The organism is Rhizobium lentis (genome assembly GCF_017352135.1).
Classification (GTDB): domain Bacteria; phylum Pseudomonadota; class Alphaproteobacteria; order Rhizobiales; family Rhizobiaceae; genus Rhizobium; species Rhizobium lentis.
This window is the reverse complement of sequence record NZ_CP071454.1, coordinates 1,693,431-1,714,331: the sequence shown is the minus strand read 5'-3', so window position 1 is coordinate 1,714,331 and position 20,901 is coordinate 1,693,431. Positions and strand designations below refer to the sequence as shown.

Below are 20,901 nucleotides of genomic sequence, written 5' to 3'. Positions count from 1 at the left end.
TACGGAAAAGCCCCGCTTGCCTCAATCGGCAGGCGGATAGGAATGCTTACCGCCGCGATAATCCGATACGGAATAACAACCGTCGCCCATGGCCCGAACCGTGCTTCCGCTGATGACGGCCTTGCCGTGGCCGCCCGGAATATCGAGGATGTAGGTCGGCTGGCAGAGGCCGGAAATCCGCCCGCGCAGCGCCGCCACGATCTTCTGCCCCTCCTCGATCGTCAGCCTGAAATGACCGGTGCCGGGCGCCAGATCAGGATGATGGAGGTAATAGGGTTTGACGCGGATCTCGACGAAAGCCTTCATCAGTTCCGCAAGCACGTCGGGATCGTCGTTGACCCCTCTGAGCAGCACCGACTGGCTGACCATGGCAATGCCGGCATCGATGAGGCGGGCGCAGGCCGCGCGCGCTTCCGCCGTCAATTCCCTGGCATGGTTGGCATGCAGCGCGATATAGACGGTCTTGCCGCTCGCCTTGAGCGCCGCGATCAGCGCCGCATCGACCTTCTCCGGATCGATGACGGGAACGCGGGTGTGAAAGCGCACGATCTTCACATGCGCAATCCCCGCGAGCGCCTCCATGATCTCGCGGAGCCGGCGTGACGACACCACCAGCGGATCGCCACCGGTCAGAATGACCTCCCAGATTTCCTGATGGCTTCTGATATAAGCGAGCGCAGCCTCCATCGCAGCCGCATCGAGCGTGCCGAGGCCCTGCGGCCCCACCATTTCGCGGCGGAAGCAGAAGCGGCAATAGACCGGGCAGACATGCACGGCCTTGAGCAGCACGCGATCGGGATAACGGTGCACGATGCCTTCGACGGGACTGTGGGCGTGGTCGCCGATCGGATCGGCGCGTTCTTCGGGCGCGACGACGAGTTCGGCGGGGTCAGGCACGAATTGCCGTGCGATCGGGTCGTCGGGATCGGCGCGATCGATCAGCCTGGTGACGACAGGCGTCAGGGCGATTGCGTAACGCGCGGCCACCTCTTCGAGCGCCGCGCGGTCGGCCGGCGCGGCAAGCCCCGCCTTCATCAGATCGTCGACACTCTTGATCGACTTGACGGCATTCATCGTCCGTACTCCGCAACCGGCGCCCAGAGCACCTGATCGATGCGCGATGCCCCCGTCGCCAGCATCACCAGCCGGTCGAAGCCGAGCGCGATGCCGCTCGCCTCCGGCATCAGCGCCACTGCAGCCAAAAAATCCTCGTCGATCGGATAGGTCTCGCCGTAGACCCGCGCCTTCTCGGCCATCTCGATCTCGAAACGCCGCCGCTGTTCGGCCGCATTGGTGAGCTCGCCGAAGCCATTGGCAAGCTCGACGCCGCAGGCATAGAGCTCGAAACGCTCGGCAACCCTGGGATCGCGCGCCGAGGGACGCGCAAGGGCCGCCTCCGAGACCGGATATTCGTCGAGGATGGTGATGCGGCCGAAGCCGAGATGCGGCTCGACCTTTTCGACCAGCACCCGGCTGAAGAGGTCGGCCCAGCCGTCGTCATCGGCAACACGCATGCCGACGCGCCTGAGTTCGGCCGCCAGATGATTACGATCGGTCGAGCCGTCGGCGGCGACCGAGGCGAGAAGTTCGATGCCGGCATGCCGCTCGAACGCTTCTGCAACGCTGATCCGCTCCGGCCCGGCAAAAGGATCGCTTTCAGCGCCGCGATATGTAAGCTTCGGCGTCTTCACTGTTTCGGCCGCAAGCGCCAGCATGCGCACGCAATCCATCATCAGGCTCTCATAGCTTTCGCCGGTGCGATACCATTCAAGCATGGTGAACTCGGGGTGATGCAGCGGCCCGCGCTCGCGATTGCGGTAGACATGGGCGAAACACGAGATGCGCTGCTCGCCCGCCGCCAGCAGCTTCTTGCAGGCGAATTCCGGCGAGGTGTGCAGATAGAATGGCGCCCTCTGCCCGTCCGTCGTCAGGGCTTCCGTTCCGAAGGCGTGGAGATGCGCCTCGTTCCCCGGGGAGATCTGCAACGCTGCCGTATCGACCTCAATGAAATCCTCGCGCGCGAAAAATCCGCGCAACGCCGCCTGGATCGCATTGCGCCCGATCAGGAACGGGCGGCGATCGGCATGCACGGACGGGGTCCACCAGGGGGACGCTTTGGCCGAAAAGTTCATTCCAAGCTTTCTTCGCCGGAGAAGCCGGTATGGGGGTGGCTATTTCCCGGATTTTAGGTTAGTTGCGCCCCCAAAGAAAAACATTTGCGTCTTTGGGGCGTCTCGACAGTCATCTACGACGCCGAAAGCCGAGTTACAAGGAAGTCTTATGGTCAAGGTCATCGCCTCTTCGGTCCGCAAGGGCAACGTGCTCGACGTGGACGGCAAGCTCTACGTCGTTCTCACCGCCCAGAACTTTCATCCGGGCAAGGGCACGCCGGTCACCCAGGTCGACATGCGCCGCATCGTCGACGGCGTGAAGGTGTCCGAGCGCTGGCGCACCACCGAACAGGTCGAGCGCGCCTTCGTCGAAGACGTCAACTTCCAATATCTCTATGAAGATGGCGAGGGCTTCCACTTCATGAACCCGGCGACCTACGACCAGGTGGTCGTCAGCCAGGAAACTATGGGCGACCAGAAGGCCTATCTGCAGGAAGGCATGACCTGCATCCTGTCGATCCACGAAGGTATCCCGCTGGCGCTCGAGCTGCCGCGCCACGTCACCCTCGAAATCGTCGAGACCGAACCGGTCGTCAAGGGCCAGACGGCGTCCTCTTCCTACAAGCCGGCCATGCTCTCCAACGGCATCCGCACCTCGGTTCCCCCGCATATCGACGCCGGCACCCGTGTCGTCATCGCGACGGAAGACAATTCCTACGTCGAGCGCGCCAAGGACTGATCCTGGTTTCGACCCATCAGGAGGCCGGCTCGCGCCGGCCTTTTTGTATCCGCCGCCTTTACAGCATGATGTTCAAAACCGCGCACGGTTTTCAATGCTCTAAAGATGCGGATTGCGCGGCCGATACTTCTGCACGAGCTTCTGGTTGATCTCGGCGGCTCCCGGCATGTTGGCACTGAGATAGACTGGCGCATCGCCGGCTTTCGCAAGCTCAGAGGCAACCTCGGCAAAGACGGCATTGATGATCGTCACCCCGACCGCCGTCGAGACCGGTCCGACCCGAAGCCCCGTGCCTTCGAGGTCGACAACGGCGTCACCGGGCGGCAATCCGTTGTCGAGCACGACATCGGCGACGTCGGCGAGCCGCCGGCGGCCATTGGCGATCGCTGAGGAATAGGCGATCGAGGTGATGGCGATCACCTTTGCGCCGATTTCGCGCGCATAGTCGGCCGCCTCGATCGGCGCGGCGTTCACGCCGGAATTGGAAGCGATGATGATGACATCGCCCGGCTGCATGCCGTAACGCTCCAGCATCGGCCGCACCAGGCCCTGCGTGCGCTCATAGACCGAACTGATGACCGCACCCTCGTGCAGCATGGCCGAGCCGACGAGCACCGGCACGGTGAAGGCAAGCCCGCCGGCACGGTAGTGCACCTCTTCCGCCAGCATGTGCGAATGGCCGGTGCCGAAGACATAGACACGCTTGTCGCTGCGGGCGGCATCGAGAATGACCGCTGCTGCCTGTGCCATCGGCTCGGCAAGCGCCTGCTTCAACGTCTCCAACCGGCCGATCAGGTTGGAGAAATAGACATCGGTAATGTCGGTCATCCCGCTTCTCCTTACGTTCAGGCCGCCTCGCCGGCAAGCCAGGTGGCGGTGACGGCAAGGGCGTCGGTGAGATGGACGAGGTCGGCGCGCGCGCCCGGCGAGAGGTGACCGCGATCGGGAAGTCTCAGGAAACGGGCGGGATAAAGGGTCGCCATGCGCAAAGCCTCGGCGAGCGTCAGGTCCAGATAGGTGACGCCGTAGCGGATCGCCGAGATCATGTCGACATCTGACCCGGCCAGCGTGCCGTCGGAAAGCACCAGCTTCGAGCAGAAGCCGCCCCTTTCGCGCCGGACGGTACGCCCGTTCAGTGTGAACGAATCCTTCTCAGAGCCGACGAGCGACATCGCATCGGTGACGAAGAACAGCTTGCCTTCGCCGCGCTTTGCCCGCAGCGCCGTGCGTAGGGCTTTCGGATCGACGTGATGACCATCGGCAATGATGCCGCACCAGGTCGAGGGATGATCAATCGCCGCACCGACGAGGCCGGGGGCGCGATGCCCCATCTGGCTCATTGCGTTGAAGAGATGCGTCACACCCCGCGCGCCGGCATCGAAACGTTCCTCCGCCGCTTCGCTCGAACAATCGGAATGGCCGATGCTGATGGTGACGCCTGCTTCCGCAAGTTCGCGCACCTGGGCCACCGTCACCTGCTCTGCCGCCATGGTGACGAGCAGGGTGCCGATGGCCTCCCGCGCCTGGATGAAGGCTTTGACATCGCTGTTCTCAACCGGCCGCATCAATTCGGCCAGATGCGCGCCTTTGCGCGCGGGCGCCAGATGCGGTCCCTCGAGATGCAGCCCGGCGACGCCACGGTTTGCCTTGACGGCTTCCTTCGCCGCGTCGATGGCAGCATTGGTCGCCTCTGACGTGTCGGTGATCAGCGTCGGCAGCAGCGATGTCGTGCCGTAGGGCCGGTGTCCGCCGGCGATGATATCCATCGACGCGGCGGAGGGCTCGTCGTTCAGCATCCGGCCGCCGCCGCCATTGACCTGTGCATCGATGAAGCCCGCCGACAGGACGCCGCCGGCCAGCGTTATCGTCTCGCCGGCAGGCAGATCGCTTCTTGCGATGATCGCTTCGACGCGGCCGCCGGCAACGACGAGCGCCTTGTCGTCATGGAAACGATCGCCGTCGAAGATGCGGGCGCCGATGAAGATCTTGCGGATCATCAGACCGTCTCCGTCACCTTGAGCAGGTTTGCGGGCCGGTCGGGATCAAAACCCTTACGGCGTGTCACCGATTCGATCAGCCGGTAATAGACGAGCAGCGATACCAGCGGATCGAGGAGGCCGTTGCCCGTCGTCGGCACGCGCAGATTGATGCCGGAGAGCGGCTGGGTGGAGAAGCCGACGGTGGTGGCGCCAAGCTTCTGCAGGCGCTCCAGCGCTTGGCCGTTATTGGCGAAGGCGGCATCGTCGGGGGCGAAGGCGACGATCGGAAAGCCCGGCTGCACCAGGCGCATCGGGCCATGCATCAGTTCCGCGAGCGAGAAGGCCTCGGCATGCAGGCCGGAGGTTTCCTTGGCCTTCAGCGCCGCTTCGAGCGCGATCGCAAAAGCGGGGCCGCGGCCGGCCGTATAGAGCGAGGTGGCATTGAACAGCACCTCCTCGGCGGCGGCCGTGTCGATCCCGGCGGTGGCCGAAAGCGCCTCCGGCAGCTTGGCGAGCGCGGTCTGCAGGTCGGAAACGCCGCCGATCGCGGCTGTCACGCCGGAAAGGGCGGCGACGGAGGCAATGAAGGATTTCGTCGCCGCGACGCTCTTTTCGGCGCCGGCATTGAGGCCGAGAACGATATCGGCCTGTTTTGCGAGTGGGCTGTCGATGACGTTGACGACGGCGATGGTGGTTGCGCCACCCTTCTTGGCCGCATCCTGCAGGGCGACGATATCGGGACTTGCACCCGACTGCGAGACGGTGAAATGGACGCCGCCCTTAAGATGCAGCGCGGCGCCATAGACGGAAGCGATCGACGGACCGACCGAGGCGACCGGAATACCGCAGGTGATCTCGAAGAGATATTTGAAGAAGGTGGCAGCATGGTCCGAGGAGCCGCGCGCGGCCGTCGTCACCACGCTCGGACGGGCGGACGAAAACAGCCGGGCAATCTCGGTGAAGACCGGTTTTTCCTTTTCGAGAAGCGTGGCCACCACCCCTGGCGACTGGCCGGCTTCCTGCAGCATCAGCGACTGGTTCTCACTCATAGGTCATCTCCGATTCTCAATTCGGCAACGAAATCGTAAGCATCGCCACGATAGTGCGAGCGGGTGTATTCGACGACGCGCTGGTCCTCCAGCCGTGAAACGCGTTCAATCAGAAGCGCTGGCGCGCCTGATTTGACGTTCAGCATCGCGGCGGAAGACGGGTCGAGCGTTACCGCCGTCAGCCGCTGCAGCGCCCGCACGGGCCTGTGGCCGTTGGCCGCCAGCGCATCGTAGAGCGATCCCTCGCCGCCGGCATCGCCGCCTAAGAACTTGATCGGCACCACGGCGCGTTCGATCGCCAGTGGCAGGCCGTCGGCAAGACGCAAGCGGTCGAGCCTCAGCACCGGTTCGTCGCTGCCAAGTCCAAGCAGGAAGGATTCCTCCGGGGACGGCGTATTGACCGCCCGCGACAATATCCGTGCGGCTGGAAGACGTCCGCGCGAACGCATATCGGCGGAGAAGGAGGAGAGCCGCCAGAGCGACTGCTCCATACGCTCCACTCTGCTCGATACGAAGGTACCGCTCCCGTGGCGCGATTCCAACGCGCCGGAGGCCATCAGGTCACGATAGGCGGTACGCACGGTGACACGGCCAAGCTTGAGACCCTCGGCAAGATCGCGTTCGCCAGGAAGTGCGGTGCCGGGCTTCAGCAACCCCTCCTGCATAAGGCCCGTCAACGCCTGCGCCAGCCGCTTGTAAAGCGGTCCGGTCAGCGCTTCATCGCGCAGGCCGCGGCTGTTCAGTTCCGCTATCAGACTGGTTCTATCCATGGCGGAACAATAGAACCTATTTAGAACCAATCGGCAAGGCAGAATCCAGTGCGGACAAGAAAAAACCCTCGGCGGAGAACCGACGAGGGTTTCATAGCGGCTAACCTTGACAGCCATGCGTTCACCGAAACTCAGCTCTTGCTGAAGATATAATCCGTCTCTTGGCGCAGCACTTCGCCGGGGCGCAGCACGGCATTCGGGAAGCCTTGGTGATTGATGGCATCCGGCCAAACCTGCGTCTCCAGGCAGAAGCCGGCGAACGGGCCGTATCTTCGCCCGCCTAGGCCGGGAGCCCCGGTGTTCAGCTTGAAACCGGCATAGAACTGCACGCCCGGCTCGGTGCTGCGCACCTCCAGCGAGACGCCGGAATAGAGACTGCGGGCAAGCGCGACGGTCCGCTTGGCGGTTCGTTCTGCGGAGAGGCAGAAATTATGATCGTACAGCACCTGCTCGCTGCCGACGAAACGCTTCATCGGCGCCATCTCGCGGAAATCGAATTCAGTGCCGGCGACCGAGCGGATTTCGCCGGTTGGCACCTGCTTCTCGTCGGTCGGCAGATAGTGTTCGGCCGCGATCATGATGTCATGGCCGAGCGCATCCTCGCGGCCGTCGAGATTGAAATAGGCGTGCTGGCAGACATTGGCAAGCGTCGGCTGGTCGCTGGTCGATTCGTAGGTGATCGACAATTCGCCATTGCCGTGCACCCAGAACGTTGCCTGGATGGTGCAATTGCCGGGGTAGCCGGCACGGCCATCGGGGTCGACGATCTTCATCACCAGCCGGTCGACAGCGTGCTCGACGATCGTCCAGTTGCGCTTGGCGATATTGTCGCTGCCGCCATGCAGATGCGTGACGCCGTTTTCGTTCGGCTCCAGCTGATAATCCTTGCCGTCGAGCGTAAACCTGCCGCCGCCGACGCGGTTGGCGCAGCGGCCGGGCGTCGCGCCGAAATAAGCCGAATAGAGGGGATAGCTGTCGAAATCGTCGAAGCCGAGCTGTAGCGGCGCGCCATGGCCTTCGAGGCGCAGGTCCTGAATCACTGCGCCCCAAGTGATGATTCTGGCGGTCAGCCCGCCGCCCCTGATCTCGACCCGATCGACGGTCTCGCCCGACTTCGTCCGCCCGAAAACTTCCCGCTTCAACTTATCCGACATGATCGATCGTCCGTTCTTGGCGCATCCGATTCAAGACGCGCGGCGCTATAGGGTTCGACTGGAACCTGCCCGCATTTGCCTCAAACCGCAACCGTGGGATTAGCAGAAACGCCGCTCAGAGATCCATGCCGATCTCTTCGACGTCATAGGGCGTCGTCTGGTAGATCTCGTTGATCCAGTTGCCGAACAGGAGATGCGCATGGCTGCGCCAGCGGTTCTGCGGCGGAAGTGCGGGATCGTTATGCGGGAAGTAATTGTGCGGCATCTTGATCGGCACGCCGGCATTGACGTCGCGGAAATACTCGTCGGAGAGCGAGGTGGAATCATATTCCACATGGTTGAACATGTAGAGCCGCCGTCCTCTCTTCTCATGTACGAGACAGACGCCCATCTCGCTGGATTCCATCAGGATCTCCAGGCTGTCCGATTTTTCGATATCGGCGCGGCGCACCTCGGTCCAACGTGACACCGGCACCTCGAAATTGTCGGAGAAACCGTTGAGATAGATCGAGGAGGGCTTGAGATTCCGGTGACGATAGACGCCGAAGGCCTTCTCCTTCAGCTCGTACTTCGGAACGCCGTGGAAGTGATAGATCGCTGCCATCGCGCCCCAGCAGACGTTCATCGTCGAATGCACGTTCGTTTCCGTCCAGTCAAGAATCTGCTGCATCTCCGGCCAATAGGTGACGTCCTCATAGGGCAGGAGCTCGATCGGCGCCCCTGTTATGATGAAACCGTCGAACTTGCGCTGTTTTACCTCTTCCCAGGTCTGGTAAAAAGCCAGCAGGTGATCTTCGGAGGTGTTCTTCGCCTTGTGGCCGCCGATGCGGATAAGCGACAGCTCCACCTGCAGCGGCGAGGCGCCGACAAGGCGGGCCATCTGCACTTCGGTCTTGATCTTGTTCGGCATCAGGTTGAGCAGCCCGATCTGCAGCGGTCTTATATCCTGACGGATCGCCATCGTCTCGGTCATCACCCGCACACCCTCTTGAACCAGGGTTTCGAAAGCGGGCAGCGTATCGGGGATCTTGATGGGCATTGCGGTCACTCGATCAAAACAAAAAAACCGGCGGCGACAAAAAATCGCTACCGGTCCGCACGCGGCCCTTTAGCGACTTTTTTAACGTGGCTGCAAGCCGGCCGGCCAAATCACCACGGAGCCTTTAATTAGCCCCAGTCGAAGCGCGAATCAACTCCGAAAGCATGCAGGCGCTACCCACGCAAGGCTCATCACAGTTTAATGACTGATAGAATCTGTTGATAGACCGGTAACGCCACCATGTTAATAATGACAGTATGGGCGGTGTTGGAAAAGCGTGATGGCAGAAAAGATCGAGGGGAGGCCGGGAATCCGGAGGCAGGATAGGGTAGGGTATGATTTCAGCCTGACATATCGCCTCGGGGTGATGTTCTCAGCATTCTGGAATTCGCACGTGCGCGGCAAGGTGCTGTTTCTGGCGACTGTGCTCATTCTCGTCATCCTGCTGACCGCCTACGGCCAGGTTATCCTCAACGAGTGGAACGCTCCCTTCTACGATTCGCTGGAACGCCGCGACCTCGGCGAATTCTTCCATCAGCTCGAAATCTTCGCGATGATCGCCGGCACGCTGCTGCTGCTCAATGTGCTGCAGGCCTGGCTGAACCAGATGACGGCGCTCTATATGCGCGAGGGCCTGTCGCGCGATCTGGTCGACCAGTGGCTGAAGCGCAAGCGGGCACTGCGGCTCGCCTCCAGCGGCCTGATCGGCGTTAACCCGGACCAGCGCCTGCACGAGGATTCGCGTAACCTCGCCGAGAGCACGACCGGGCTCGTTCTTGGCCTCTTGCAGTCGACCATTCTTCTGGTGAGCTTCATCGGCGTCCTCTGGGAGCTGTCGAGCGGCTTCGTCTTCCACATCAGCGGCCACAGCTTCTCGATCCCCGGCTACATGGTCTGGGCGGCGATCTTCTATGCCGCTTCCGCATCGGTGCTGAGCCAGGTCGTCGGCCGCAAGCTGGTCAAGCTCAATGCCGACCGCTTCTCGAAGGAGGCCGAGCTTCGCTTCACGCTGATGCATGCCAATGAGAACATGCCGGCGATCACCGTTGCCCGCGGCGAGGAGAACGAGCGCCGCCGCATCAACACCGACATCAGCTCGGTATTGAGGGTCGTCAAGCGGCTCGCCATGGCCAACACCAACCTCACCTGGGTTTCAGCCGGTTACGGCTGGCTGGTGATCGTCATTCCGATCATCGTCGCCGCTCCCGCCTATTTCTCCGGCGGTCTCACGCTCGGCCAGCTGATGATGTCTGTCGGCGCCTTCAACCAGGTGAATACGGCGCTGCGCTGGTATGTCGCTAATTTCGGTCCGATCGCCGAATGGCGCGCCACGCTGATGCGCGTCACCGATTTCCGCCAGGCCCTCCTCGATATGGACGAGGACTACGACCTGAAGGACAGCATCGCCTATGAAAACACAGCACCTGATACGCTGACGCTGAAGGATATCGTCATCAACGCCAAGATCGGCGAAGACATCGAGGAATGCGGCGGTTTCCGCCTGCGCGAAACCGACGTAACGATCAAGGCCGGCGAAAAAATCATGATCAACGGCGATCACAGCGTCAACCGCAAGCTGCTGTTCCAGGCCATGGCCGGCCTCTGGCCGTGCGGCAGCGGCACGATGGGCCTGCCGCCGGTCGACGATATGCTGTTCGTTCCCCAGATTGCCTATGTTCCCGGCGGCACGCTGCGCGAGGCGCTGGCCTTTCCAGAAAACCCTGATGCCTATGATAAATCAGCCGTCGAAGCAGCCCTTGAAAAGGCCGGCCTGCATTCGCTGATCGCAAGGCTCGATACCCGCGCCCGCTGGGACAAGCTGCTTGATAGCGACGAACAGAAGGCGATCGGCTTTGCGCGCCTGCTGCTGGTACGCCCACGCTGGATCATCTTCGACGAAGTGCTTGAGGGCATGGAGCCGGAATGGCAGGAAACGATGGCGAGGCTGCTGACCTCCATGCCCGAAACCGGCATGATCTATATCGGCCGCTCCGAAGCCTATCTTGAGGTGCTGCAGCCGCGCGTGCTGCATCTGCAGGCTCTGCCGTCGAGATCCGAGGAGCCGCAGCAGACCGCCGCCCGGACCGGCGCCAGCGCCAGTGTGGGAACTGCGGCAGTGCCCGCGCCGGCGCTCTAACCCGACCGCCACAGGGCTGCGAACAGAAACCGGCAGGTCGAAAAAATCAACCTTCCAGCTCTTCCCTCAGCATTTCGAGCTCCAGCCACTCTTCTTCCATTTTTGTCAGACCGGTGCGCAGCTTCTCCATCTCCGCCGCAAGCCGGTTGAAAGCTGCAGGATCGCGCGTGAAAAGATTGGGATCGGCCATTACCTGTTCTCGCTTGGCGATCTCGGCTTCGGCCTTCGCCATTTCCTTCGGCAGGTTGTCCAGCGCGAATTTCTGCTTGAAGGAGAGCTTGCCCTTCGAGCCGCCCGCGGCAGGTGTCGGCTCCTGGCTCTTCGGCCGCTCCGCCGCCTTCTTGCGCTCTTCAAGCGCGCCCTTGCGCTGGGCAAGCATGTCCGAATAGCCGCCGGCATATTCAATCCAGCGACCATCAGGCGCATCAGGTATGGCGGGTGCGATCGTCGAAGTTACGGTGCGGTCGAGAAAATCGCGGTCGTGGCTGACGAGAATGACGGTGCCGGGAAAGCCTGCGACGATTTCCTGCAGGAGGTCGAGCGTCTCGATATCGAGATCGTTGGTCGGCTCGTCGAGGATCAGGAGGTTTGCCGGCCGCGACAGGATGCGCGCCAGCATCAGCCGCGCGCGCTCGCCGCCGGAGAGGCTCTTGATCGGCGTTCGCGCCTGTTCCGGCTGGAACAGGAACTCCTTCATGTAGCCGGTGACGTGCCGCTGTTCGCCGTTGACGATCAGGTTTTCGCCGCGCCCGTCCGTCAGATAGTTCGCAAGCGTATTCTCGGGATCGAGATCCTCGCGCTTCTGGTCGAGCGTCGCGATCTCCAGATTGGTGCCAAGCTTGACGGTGCCGCTATCGGGCGACAGCTGGCCGGTCAGCATCTTCAGCAGCGTCGTCTTGCCGGCGCCGTTCGGTCCGACCAGACCGATGCAATCGCCACGATGCACACGGATCGAGAACGGTGCAACGATTGCCCGGTCGCCGAATCTCTTGGTGATCTTCTCGGCCTCGATTACCAGCTTGCCGGATTCCTGCGCATCCGAGACCGTCGCCTGCACCGTGCCCTGCGGCCCCTTGTGGCCGCGATACTGCGATCGCATCGTCTGCAGTTCGCCCAAGCGGCGCATGTTGCGCTTGCGCCGCGCCGTCACACCGTAGCGCAGCCAGTGTTCCTCACGCTCGATCGCCTTGCCGAGCTTGTGCTGCTCCAGTTCCTCGGCCTCCAGCACCTGGTCGCGCCAGGCTTCAAAATGCGCAAAGCCCCTGTCGAGCCGGCGCGAGGCGCCGCGGTCGAGCCAGACGGTCGCGGTCGAGATCTTTTCGAGAAAGCGGCGGTCATGCGAGATGAGCACCAGGGCGCTGCGGGTCTTCTGCAGCTCGCCTTCAAGCCATTCGATGGTCGGCAGATCGAGATGGTTGGTTGGCTCGTCGAGCAGGAGAATGTCGGGCTCCGGCGCCAGCACGCGGGCAAGGGCGGCGCGGCGCGATTCGCCGCCGGACAGGGTGCTCGGATCCTCCTCGCCGGTCAGGCCGAGATGGGACAGCAGATAGGTGACGCGATACGGATCGTCGCCCGGTCCAAGCCCGGCCTCGGCATAGGCCTGAACCGTGTTGAAGCCGGCAAAGTCGGGCGCCTGCTCGAGATAACGCACCGTCGAGGAGGGGTGGCGAAAAACCTCGCCGGACTGCGCCTCGACCAGACCGGCGGCGATCTTCAGCAGTGTCGATTTGCCCGAGCCGTTGCGCCCGACGAGACAGATCTTGTCGCCGGGCTCGACCTGAAGTGCGGCGCCAGCCAGAAGGGGTGCGCCGCCGAAGCTCAGGTAGATATCGTCGAGTTTCAGGATGGGAGGGGCCAAAAATCAGACTCCGGAAAGATCATAGGGGCGGGCGAGCACGATCGCTCGGCCGCTGCCGAGCGAAAAGCGAACCTTGCCTTCGGCGACGTTGGAAATGGTGCGCGACGAGCCGAAAGGCAGGTGGAAATCTGTGAGCGGATAACGCGCGTTCTCGATGGAAAGCCCCGTCAGTTCGCTGAATCCCGGCACGGAAAACAGGCTGTCCTTGGGAAGGTCCAGTTCGATGGTGCCGGCAAGCAGCGGCACGGCCTCTTCCTTGCCCGAGGTCAGGAGCACATCGAAGCCATCTTCGGCCAGATTGACGGCCGACAGCAGATGCTGAAGCGCGTGATCGGAGCGTTCGCCGCCGAGCGCTCCGGCCAGGATCAGTCGCCGCGCCCCGCGCGCGATTGCTTCCGATACGGCGATTTCTCCGTCCGTCGCTGCCTTGGCCGCGGGATAAGGCTGTTTCGGCACATGGGGAAATGCACCTTCGAGATCGGCCGGCGTCGAATCGAAGTCGCCCACCCAGAGCTCCGGCGTAACACCGAGTGCAGCCGCATGCCGCATGCCACCGTCGGCCGCAATGAAACGGCTGCCGCTGATGGCGCGTCGTAGCCGTTCCGTCAGGCTGAGTTCGCCGCCGAGCAGGATGGTGAAGGTGGATTTGCTCATGGGCATTGCCCTTAGCGCAAACGGGGGTCGAGGGGAAGGGGCCTAGGGATGGGCGGGTTTCCCTCAGCCCGGCGTGTCCTTGTCGCGCGACAGGAAGACCGCCTCGTAGCCGCCGATGAAACGCTCGAAAAGCGCTGCGAAACGCTCGACATCCTGCTCCGGCCAATCGGAGACAATCTCGGAGATGATCGCCAGCTTCTGCGCAAGGATCTCGGCGAGCAGGGCCTGGCCGGCCTCGGTTATAACAACGACGATCCGCCGCGCATCGGCCTGCGAGGCTTCGCGCCGCAGCACGTTGCGCCCAACCATCTCGGCCACCACCCGGCTTGCCCGCGAGGGATCGATGCGCAGCATCTCTGCAATCATACCGACCGTAACCTCACCGGTCGGCTGGGCCCTGCGCACGGCGTCAAGCACGTCGAGATGTGAAAGCTCGAGACCCGGGGCTGCACTCTGGATCGCCAGCCGCCCGATCAGCCGCCGCCCAGTCATCAGCCGCATGCGCGCCATGCTCCGGCCGATGCGCTGCACGCTTTCGCCGTTCGGATCGACCGGGTTGTTCGACAGGGTCTTGGTCATCGCTTCATTCATGAAGGAACCATAACAGAGCGGGACGGGAAATTGAATATGCTCGTGTCATTCATGTGCCGTTGACAATTATATGCTGATAGCACATAAAAGCCGTCCAACCGGAATGACGATCCATGGACATGCAACTCGCGCCTGCGCCGCTCGTGACGGATCCTCGCCACCGGCTCATCCTCTTCTTCTTCCTGATGACCGCCATGTTCATGGCGACGCTGGACAATCAGATCGTTTCAACGGCGCTGCCGACGATCGTAGGAGAATTCGGCCATCTCGAACGTTTCGGCTGGATCGGCTCGGCCTACCTGCTGGCGCTCAGCGCCGTCATGCCGCTCTACGGCAAGCTCGGCGATCTTTTCGGCCGCAAATATGTGATGATGACGGCGATTGCGATCTTCACAGTCGGCTCTGCGGTCTGCGGCCTCGCCGTCTCGATGGACACGCTGATCGCCGCCCGCGTCCTGCAGGGGCTCGGCGGCGGCGGCATTATGGTATCGATCTTTGCCGTCAACGCTGATCTGTTCGAGCCGCGCGAGCGGGCGCGCTATCAAAGCTATTCCAGTCTCGTGCTGATGGCTTCAGGCGCAATCGGCCCGGTGCTCGGTGGTACGATGAGCGATCTCTTCGGCTGGCGTTCGATCTTCCTCGTCAATGTGCCGATCGGTTTCATTGTACTGACCGGCCTTGCCTTCATGCTGCCCTATCGTAAGCCGCATCGCCGCCCCAAAATCGATTATGCCGGTGCGTTGCTGATCGCGCTCACGACGACGAGCATTGTGCTTGCCACGGACAGCAGCGAATTGTTCGGCTCGTTGATCTCGCCGCAGAGCATGGGGATCGTCGCCTTCGGCATCGTTTGCGCCGTGATCTGGGTGTTAATCGAGCGCCGCGCGCCGGAGCCGATCGTTCCCCTGCAACTCTTTCGCAATCCGACCTTCAGCCTGCTCCTGGTGATGTCAGTCATGGGCGGCGCGATCGCCATCGGCATGGTCAACTATCTCGCCCTCTTCCTGCAGACCACGACCGGCCTTTCGCCGTCGGCGGCCGGCCTTCTCTTCATTCTGCTGACCGGTGGCCTCGTCTGCGGATCGCTGTCCGCCGGCCGCATCATCTCCATGACCGGGCGCTACAAACCCTTCGCCATCGCAAGCCTCACCTGCAGCGCCATTGCCTTCGCACTGATGTCGCAGGTCCACGCGGGAACGCCGATCGCCATCATCGGCGCAATCATGATGCTGCATGGAATCGGTATCGGTCTCGCCCAGCAGGTTCCCGTCATCGGCGTGCAGAATGCCGCTCCCGCCCGCGACGTCGGCGCGGCGACCGGCGCGGTGACGCTCTCGCGCATGGGCGGCGCCTCGATCGCCATATCAATCTATGGCGCAATCATTGCCTCCGGACTCGGCAGGGTCGGTGCCCCCATTCCCGGTGTTGTCGATATTGAGCAACTGACGCCGAAGATGATGGCTGCCCTTCCGGACGCGAGCCGCCAGGCCGTCGCCGATATCTATGCCGCCGCCTTCTCACCGCTGTTCATGACCTCCTGCGCCATTGCCTTGATCGGCCTTGCCGCCGCCATCATGCTGAAGCCGGTGCAGTTGCCTCGCGCCGGCGAGACGAAGCATCCGCAACCGGCGACGGCGGAAGCGGCGGAATAGTCCGATAGTATCGCGGGAATGCGTGACCAGCACGCGCTCCCTTATGGGAGAACAATCAGGAGCTGCGATTTTCCCGCATCGCCGCCACTCTCGGCCAGTCGCCTCAATCAGCCCGTTCTTTTTCCGCGCCGCCGACAAATCTCCGCTGCTTGACGGAACTTTCGCCATAATTTCATCCGAGCGAAGGGAGGCCTCAACGCCTGAGGCTTGCTAAAATGCAACGGCGCCACAATTAAACAGAGTCTCGCTATGCAACCGATGCGTAAATCAGCTACAGCAACGACTTGTATCGGCCTAGCGTGCAGCGCGAAATAGGGGTGCGCACCCTGTTGAGTTCCCCTTGCCAAGGCCGGTCCCAATCTGCGGCAAACCGGCAAAACAGCGACATGATGCGGAGAACCAGACTGGACAGCTTGACGACGTGGAAATCGCCCGCGCTTTCCAGTGATGCCATTTCCGCGCCGCGCCGCTTCGCCCGTCGCCTGGTGTTGCTTTCGGCCGTCGCCATGGCGTTGAACGGGTGTCAATCGCTGATCGAACAATCCTACCAGCCGAGCATCTCGCCTTCTTCCAATCCACAGATCGTCGACGAGGTGCAGAAGAACGACCCGCGTGCGGCGATGGGCGCCCGCGAGCATCCGCGCATCGTGGCAAGCTACGGCGGCGAATACAAGGATGCCAAGACCGAGCGTCTCGTCGCCCGCATCGCCGGCGCACTGACGGCGGTGTCGGAAAATCCGAGCCAGTCCTACCGTATCACCATCCTGAACTCGCCTGCCATCAACGCCTTTGCGCTGCCAGGCGGTTACCTCTACGTCACGCGCGGCCTGCTCGCCCTTGCCAACGACGCCTCGGAAGTCGCCGCGGTGTTGTCGCACGAAATGGGCCATGTGACGGCAAACCACGGCATCGAGCGGCAGAAGCGCGAAGAAGCGGAGGTCATCGCCAGCCGCGTCGTCGCCGAGGTCCTCTCCAGCGATATCGCCGGCAAACAGGCGCTCGCCCGCGGCAAGCTCAGGCTCGCCGCCTTCTCCCGCCAGCAGGAGCTGCAGGCCGATGTCATCGGCGTGCGCATGCTCGGCGAAGCCGGCTACGATCCCTATGCCGCCGCCCGCTTCCTCGACTCCATGGCGGCCTACAGCCGTTTCATGTCGGTCGATCCCGAAGCCGACCAGAGCCTGGACTTCCTCTCGAGCCATCCGAATTCCGCCCAGCGCATCGACCTTGCCCGCACCCATGCGCGCGCCTTCGGCCAGGAAGGGTCGGTCGGAGACAAGGGCCGTGACTATTATCTCGACGGCATTGACGGCCTGCTCTACGGCGACAGCCCGGAAGAAGGCTATGTCCGCGGCCAGACCTTCCTGCACGGCGGCCTCGGTATCCGCTTCGATGTCCCGGCCGAGTTTCACATCGACAATAAGGTCGAAGCCGTGATGGCCACCGGCCCGAACGACATCGCCGTCCGCTTCGATGGCGTCGCCGATAACCAGAACCAGAGCCTCACCAACTATATCTCCAGCGGCTGGGTGACCGGCCTCGACCCGTCGACCATTCAGCAGATCACCGTCAACGGCATGGAGGCAGCCACGGCGCGCGCAAGTGCCGACCGCTGGGATTTCGACGTCACCGTCATCCGCAACAATGCGCAGATCTTCCGTTTCCTGACCGCCGTGCCGAAAGGCAGCGATGCCCTCGAGCCGACGGCCAATGTTCTGCGCGCAAGTTTCCGGCGCATGACCCCGGCGGAGGCCACCTCGCTGAAACCGCTGCGCATTCGTGTCGTCACCGTCCGGCCCGGCGAGAACATTTCGACGCTTGCCGCCCGCATGATGGGCACCGACCGCAAGCTCGACCTCTTCAAGCTCATCAACGCCCTGCCCATGGGTGCCGCCGTTTCACCCGGCGATCGCGTCAAGATCATTGCCGAATAAAAGGGGCCCGGCTTACACCGGGCGAGTTTGTGCTGCTGGAGGAAAATGGTCTTGACGGCGCCGCGCGTGTTCGAGGACGCGCCGGGCAACGTCTGTTAGGCGTAGGCCGCCATGTGCGGGTCGGCGCTGACCAGCGCGCTGCGTAGCTTTTCCATCGCCCGGCTTTCGATCTGGCGCACGCGCTCCTTGGAAATGCCGAGATCGGCGCCGAGCTCTTCCAGCGTGGCGCCGTCTTCCGCCAGGCGCCGGGCGCTGATGATCTTCATTTCGCGTTCGTTGAGATGTTTGAGCGCCGAGGCGAGCCAGACGCGGCGGCGCTCGCCGTCGATCATGTTGGATACCTGCTCGTCCGGCAGAGGATCATCGCTGACGAGGAAATCCATCTTCTCCGCGCTCTCGGCGTCGCCGGAGACCGAAGGCGCCTGAAGCGAAGCGTCGTTGCCGGACAATCTGGCATCCATGGTCTGAACGTCGGCGAGGCTGACGCCGAGGGCCGCGGCGATCTCCTGATGAATGGATTGCAGCGTCAATTGCGTATCGCCCTTGGCGAGCTTGGCGCGCAGGCGACGCAGATTGAAGAACAGCGCCTTTTGCGCCGAGCTCGTGCCGCCACGCACGATCGACCAGTTGCGCAGGATATAGTCCTGGATCGAAGCCCTGATCCACCAGCTGGCATAGGTCGAAAAGCGCACGTCACGTTCCGGTTCGAAACGCGCGGCGGCTTCCAGCAGGCCGACATAGCCCTCTTGCACGAGGTCGCTCATCGGCAGACCGAAATTGCGGAACTTGCCGGCCATGGAAATAACGAGGCGCATATGCGCCATGGCGATCTGGTTGCGCGCACCGCGGTCATCGTGATCTTTCCAGCGGGTGGCGAGATCGTGCTCTTCCTGACGGGCGAGATAGGGGGCGGCCATCGCGATTTTGATCATGCGCCGATCTGCAGACATGTTCTTCATTTCGATCTCCCGAAACAGGCCTTCGCCCTCAAAATGAACAATAAAACTCATCTTCCGGAACATCACTGCCCGGACTGAATGGGGTTCCGAATGCATAAAGACCTCCCCTGGACTTTTCACGGGGAGGCCCTATCTCTCATCAGGTGCCGCTAAGACGGCAGGGTTGGACCTGTTTTTTCACGTTGCCGAATGGGCAATATTGAAAAGGCATGATCCGCTCCTCACGAACATTGATGGAATGGCAGTTCGCCCGACGAGCCAGCGCTCGACGAGCAGTCCGCAATTACATGGGGTAAACGCGGCAGCCGGGAAAAAGTTCCAATAAAAAACCCGGCACGGAGGCCGGGTTTTTTATTGGAAAAACAGGCTTGCCTTATGCGGCTTCGTCCTGCGAATCGTCTTCTTCGATGGTCTTGCCGCGCTTCGGGCCCTTGTTGAGGTTGGTCTCGACGAGGCGAACGGCTTCGGTTTCCGACATCTTGTTGACTGCGGCGATTTCGCGCGCCATGCGATCGAGCGCAGCCTCGTAGAGCTGGCGCTCGGAATAGGACTGCTCGGGCTGGTTTTCTGCGCGATAGAGATCACGCACGACTTCAGCGATGGAAATCAGATCGCCCGAATTGATCTTGGCATCATATTCCTGGGCACGGCGGGACCACATGGTGCGCTTGACGCGCGCCTTGCCCTGCACAACCTTCAAAGCACGATCGACGAAATCCGTTTCCGAAAGCTTGCGCATGCCGATGCTCATCGCCTTCGCGACCGGAACCTTCAGGCGCATCTTGTCTTTCTCGAAATCGATCACGAAAAGTTCGAGCTTCATGCCGGCAACTTCTTGCTCTTCGATAGCGGTGATGGTACCGACGCCGTGAGCGGGGTAGACGATCGATTCACCGGTCTTGAAGCCGTGACGTGCTGTAGAAGGCTTTTTCTGCTGAGTCGTCATTCTATTCAAAAACTCCCTGTTACGCTTCCGGCGGCGGCCGGAGCCGGGTCAGTCAGGCCCGGTTGAGACGGTGGATCCGTCGGGTGACTTCACTCTGGTCCCATCAGGCAAAAGCAAAGACTTCTTGCGCGCGATCTTGGGACCCGGCGCTCAAAGCGTTGATATGTCACGGAAACCGCGTACGGATTTGTTTTGCTTTCGTGATGGTTTTGGGCATGCGTCATGCCACAAATGGAACAGTAGGCGAAACCTATCACAAAAATATGAGGAAATCAATAATTTGGTTCGCATGAGCCATGCGGGCAACACAGATCACCCATATGCCACGCGCAGGATTTAAAACGTTTCACCGCGTTGCCGCCCCGAATCCGGCGGTCAAATCCGGCAGCTGTCTCAATCGCCGGAACCAGGTTTTTCGGAGAAATATTTCTCGAATTTTCCGGTCTGACCGTCCATGTCCTTGGCCTCCGGCAGCGGGTCCTTCTTGACCGTGATATTCGGCCAAATGCTGGCATATTCGGTGTTGATCTTCAGCCACTTGTCCAGGCCCGGCTCGGTATCTGGCTTGATCGCCTCGGCGGGACATTCGGGCTCGCAGACGCCGCAATCGATGCATTCGTCGGGATGGATGACGAGGAAATTCTCGCCTTCATAAAAGCAGTCGACAGGGCAGACTTCCACGCAATCGGTGTATTTGCACTTGATGCAATTGTCGGTCACGACATAGGTCATGAAGAACTCCAGGATTTCCATGCGGTTGGGGCCGGGCAACCTGGAACGTCGCGCCTATCCCCTTGCCGGACGAAAAGCGTGGACAGGCTTGGGAGGCAAGCACGCTTCCGGCAGGTTGTCAGTGACGTATCGGCTTTGGCGCCGGATTTCAAGGACAAACGATCTGCAAATGCCGCTGCCGCAGACAGAGTTTTCTAATCCTCGTCCGACATCAGCCTGTCGATTGCGCGTCTTTCTTTTTTGGTCGGACGACCGGCACCGGTCGCCCGGATCGCCTGCTCGTAGGGCGTGAGACGTTTTGTCTCATCCGGCGGCGGCGACAGGTCCTCGTAGAGCAGGCGGGCCTCCTCGTAGGGACCCCGCCGTTCACCGGCAAGACGGACGATGAGAACGACATCGCGCCGCTCCAAAGTCAGCTCGATACGGTCTCCCGGCTTGATCATCTGGCTCGGATGACTGCAGCGTTCGCCATTGATGCGCACGTGCCCCGACTGGACATGGCTCTGCGCCAGCGAGCGCGACTTAACCATGCGCGTGAAGAACAGCCACTTGTCGATGCGCTGGCGCGAACCGCTTGCCGGCTGTGTCTCCCCGCTCATG

Annotated in this window: 19 protein-coding genes and 1 riboswitch; of the genes, 4 read left to right on the top strand and 15 right to left on the bottom strand. The window is 62.0% G+C overall.

Annotation, left to right across the window (positions count from 1 at the left end; translation table 11 throughout):
- Nucleotides 1–21 precede the first annotated feature (21 nt).
- On the bottom strand, nt 22–1,074 hold the full coding sequence (locus tag J0663_RS08220) for a lysine-2,3-aminomutase-like protein (RefSeq protein ID WP_207243928.1): 1,053 nt from the start codon (nt 1,072–1,074) through the stop codon (nt 22–24).
- Entirely contained in the window at nt 1,071–2,132 is a 1,062-nt protein-coding gene (gene epmA, locus J0663_RS08215) for an EF-P lysine aminoacylase EpmA (RefSeq protein WP_207243927.1), read from the bottom strand. Before epmA ends, J0663_RS08220 begins: the two co-directional genes overlap by 4 nt.
- 148 nt (nt 2,133–2,280) lie before the next feature.
- Between epmA and efp the strand changes: the two genes are divergently transcribed.
- Nucleotides 2,281–2,850 (top strand): elongation factor P, encoded by a 570-nt coding sequence (gene efp, locus J0663_RS08210; RefSeq protein ID WP_064805660.1) that lies wholly within the window; start codon nt 2,281–2,283, stop codon nt 2,848–2,850.
- A 99-nt stretch (nt 2,851–2,949) separates the two neighbouring features.
- Here the strand turns inward: efp and J0663_RS08205 are convergent, their stop codons facing one another.
- The 6 genes from J0663_RS08205 to metA all read right to left on the bottom strand — a co-directional run bounded on the left by J0663_RS08205 (nt 2,950) and on the right by metA (nt 8,841).
- Entirely contained in the window at nt 2,950–3,678 is a 729-nt protein-coding gene (locus J0663_RS08205; protein WP_207243926.1) for an SIS domain-containing protein, read from the bottom strand.
- A gap of 17 nt (nt 3,679–3,695) precedes the next feature.
- Entirely contained in the window at nt 3,696–4,847 is a 1,152-nt protein-coding gene (gene nagA, locus J0663_RS08200; RefSeq protein WP_207243925.1) for an N-acetylglucosamine-6-phosphate deacetylase, read from the bottom strand.
- Entirely contained in the window at nt 4,847–5,878 is a 1,032-nt protein-coding gene (locus J0663_RS08195) for an SIS domain-containing protein (RefSeq protein ID WP_207243924.1), read from the bottom strand. Before J0663_RS08195 ends, nagA begins: the two co-directional genes overlap by 1 nt.
- Nucleotides 5,875–6,648, bottom strand: a complete 774-nt coding sequence (locus J0663_RS08190; RefSeq protein ID WP_207243923.1) for a GntR family transcriptional regulator — start codon at nt 6,646–6,648, stop codon at nt 5,875–5,877. The genes J0663_RS08195 and J0663_RS08190 overlap by 4 nt, the downstream gene beginning before the upstream one ends.
- Nucleotides 6,649–6,779: 131 nt before the next feature.
- Nucleotides 6,780–7,802, bottom strand: coding sequence for an aldose epimerase family protein (locus J0663_RS08185; RefSeq protein WP_207243922.1), 1,023 nt, complete (start codon nt 7,800–7,802; stop codon nt 6,780–6,782).
- 115 nt (nt 7,803–7,917) lie between these two features.
- A complete protein-coding gene (gene metA / locus J0663_RS08180; RefSeq protein ID WP_207243921.1) occupies nt 7,918–8,841 on the bottom strand; it encodes a homoserine O-acetyltransferase MetA in 924 nt (307 codons plus the stop codon).
- 49 nt (nt 8,842–8,890) lie between these two features.
- Nucleotides 8,891–8,968, bottom strand: a riboswitch (SAM riboswitch).
- A 153-nt stretch (nt 8,969–9,121) separates the two neighbouring features.
- Here metA and J0663_RS08175 point away from each other — a divergent pair.
- Nucleotides 9,122–10,978: an ABC transporter ATP-binding protein/permease gene (locus J0663_RS08175; RefSeq protein WP_207243920.1), complete on the top strand. Its 1,857-nt coding sequence runs from the start codon at nt 9,122–9,124 to the stop codon at nt 10,976–10,978.
- 46 nt (nt 10,979–11,024) lie between these two features.
- Here J0663_RS08175 and J0663_RS08170 read toward each other — a convergent pair whose 3' ends face one another.
- From J0663_RS08170 to J0663_RS08160, 3 genes are read right to left on the bottom strand one after another with little or no spacing between them, the layout of a single operon-like run.
- Complete coding sequence (locus J0663_RS08170; protein WP_207243919.1) at nt 11,025–12,836, bottom strand: ABC-F family ATP-binding cassette domain-containing protein; 1,812 nt, start codon at nt 12,834–12,836, stop codon at nt 11,025–11,027.
- A 3-nt stretch (nt 12,837–12,839) separates the two neighbouring features.
- Nucleotides 12,840–13,496, bottom strand: a complete 657-nt coding sequence (locus J0663_RS08165) for a thiamine diphosphokinase (RefSeq protein ID WP_207243918.1) — start codon at nt 13,494–13,496, stop codon at nt 12,840–12,842.
- A 57-nt stretch (nt 13,497–13,553) separates the two neighbouring features.
- The gene (locus J0663_RS08160; protein ID WP_207243917.1) at nt 13,554–14,081 is read right to left on the bottom strand and encodes a MarR family winged helix-turn-helix transcriptional regulator; all 528 of its coding nucleotides are present in this window, start codon (nt 14,079–14,081) and stop codon (nt 13,554–13,556) included.
- Between the two features lie 113 nt (nt 14,082–14,194).
- On the opposite strand from J0663_RS08160, the gene J0663_RS08155 reads away from it, so the two are divergent.
- Both J0663_RS08155 and J0663_RS08150 read left to right on the top strand, forming a co-directional pair.
- Entirely contained in the window at nt 14,195–15,733 is a 1,539-nt protein-coding gene (locus tag J0663_RS08155) for an MDR family MFS transporter (protein WP_207243916.1), read from the top strand.
- Nucleotides 15,734–16,119: 386 nt separating this feature from the next.
- Complete coding sequence (locus tag J0663_RS08150) at nt 16,120–17,664, top strand: M48 family metalloprotease (protein WP_207243915.1); 1,545 nt, start codon at nt 16,120–16,122, stop codon at nt 17,662–17,664.
- 95 nt (nt 17,665–17,759) lie between these two features.
- On the opposite strand, the gene J0663_RS08145 is transcribed toward J0663_RS08150, so the two are convergent.
- The 4 genes from J0663_RS08145 to J0663_RS08130 form a co-directional block, all read right to left on the bottom strand.
- Nucleotides 17,760–18,623, bottom strand: a complete 864-nt coding sequence (locus J0663_RS08145) for an RNA polymerase factor sigma-32 (RefSeq protein WP_018244054.1) — start codon at nt 18,621–18,623, stop codon at nt 17,760–17,762.
- Between the two features lie 373 nt (nt 18,624–18,996).
- Nucleotides 18,997–19,569, bottom strand: a complete 573-nt coding sequence (locus J0663_RS08140) for a CarD family transcriptional regulator (RefSeq protein ID WP_207243914.1) — start codon at nt 19,567–19,569, stop codon at nt 18,997–18,999.
- Nucleotides 19,570–19,962: 393 nt separating this feature from the next.
- A complete protein-coding gene (fdxA, locus tag J0663_RS08135; protein WP_207243913.1) occupies nt 19,963–20,301 on the bottom strand; it encodes a ferredoxin FdxA in 339 nt (112 codons plus the stop codon).
- 194 nt (nt 20,302–20,495) lie between these two features.
- Nucleotides 20,496–20,900 (bottom strand): RNA-binding S4 domain-containing protein, encoded by a 405-nt coding sequence (locus J0663_RS08130; RefSeq protein ID WP_207243912.1) that lies wholly within the window; start codon nt 20,898–20,900, stop codon nt 20,496–20,498.
- Between the last annotated feature and the right edge of the window lies 1 nt (nt 20,901).

Bases quoted from the DNA above. Each gene is read 5' to 3' on its own strand.
- J0663_RS08175 (WP_207243920.1), top strand. From the start codon at position 9,122: ATGGCAGAAAAGATCGAGGGGAGGCCGGGAATCCGGAGGCAGGATAGG.
- J0663_RS08150 (WP_207243915.1), top strand. From the start codon at position 16,120: ATGATGCGGAGAACCAGACTGGACAGCTTGACGACGTGGAAATCGCCC.
- metA (WP_207243921.1), bottom strand. From the start codon at position 8,841: ATGCCCATCAAGATCCCCGATACGCTGCCCGCTTTCGAAACCCTGGTT.
- J0663_RS08165 (WP_207243918.1), bottom strand. From the start codon at position 13,496: ATGCCCATGAGCAAATCCACCTTCACCATCCTGCTCGGCGGCGAACTC.
- fdxA (WP_207243913.1), bottom strand. From the start codon at position 20,301: ATGACCTATGTCGTGACCGACAATTGCATCAAGTGCAAATACACCGAT.
- J0663_RS08195 (WP_207243924.1), bottom strand. From the start codon at position 5,878: ATGAGTGAGAACCAGTCGCTGATGCTGCAGGAAGCCGGCCAGTCGCCA.
- epmA (WP_207243927.1), bottom strand. From the start codon at position 2,132: ATGAACTTTTCGGCCAAAGCGTCCCCCTGGTGGACCCCGTCCGTGCAT.
- J0663_RS08205 (WP_207243926.1), bottom strand. From the start codon at position 3,678: ATGACCGACATTACCGATGTCTATTTCTCCAACCTGATCGGCCGGTTG.
- efp (WP_064805660.1), top strand. From the start codon at position 2,281: ATGGTCAAGGTCATCGCCTCTTCGGTCCGCAAGGGCAACGTGCTCGAC.
- J0663_RS08185 (WP_207243922.1), bottom strand. From the start codon at position 7,802: ATGTCGGATAAGTTGAAGCGGGAAGTTTTCGGGCGGACGAAGTCGGGC.
- nagA (WP_207243925.1), bottom strand. From the start codon at position 4,847: ATGATCCGCAAGATCTTCATCGGCGCCCGCATCTTCGACGGCGATCGT.
- J0663_RS08160 (WP_207243917.1), bottom strand. From the start codon at position 14,081: ATGAATGAAGCGATGACCAAGACCCTGTCGAACAACCCGGTCGATCCG.
- J0663_RS08190 (WP_207243923.1), bottom strand. From the start codon at position 6,648: ATGGATAGAACCAGTCTGATAGCGGAACTGAACAGCCGCGGCCTGCGC.
- J0663_RS08220 (WP_207243928.1), bottom strand. From the start codon at position 1,074: ATGAATGCCGTCAAGTCGATCAAGAGTGTCGACGATCTGATGAAGGCG.
- J0663_RS08155 (WP_207243916.1), top strand. From the start codon at position 14,195: ATGGACATGCAACTCGCGCCTGCGCCGCTCGTGACGGATCCTCGCCAC.
- J0663_RS08130 (WP_207243912.1), bottom strand. From the start codon at position 20,900: ATGAGCGGGGAGACACAGCCGGCAAGCGGTTCGCGCCAGCGCATCGAC.
- J0663_RS08140 (WP_207243914.1), bottom strand. From the start codon at position 19,569: ATGACGACTCAGCAGAAAAAGCCTTCTACAGCACGTCACGGCTTCAAG.
- J0663_RS08145 (WP_018244054.1), bottom strand. From the start codon at position 18,623: ATGAAGAACATGTCTGCAGATCGGCGCATGATCAAAATCGCGATGGCC.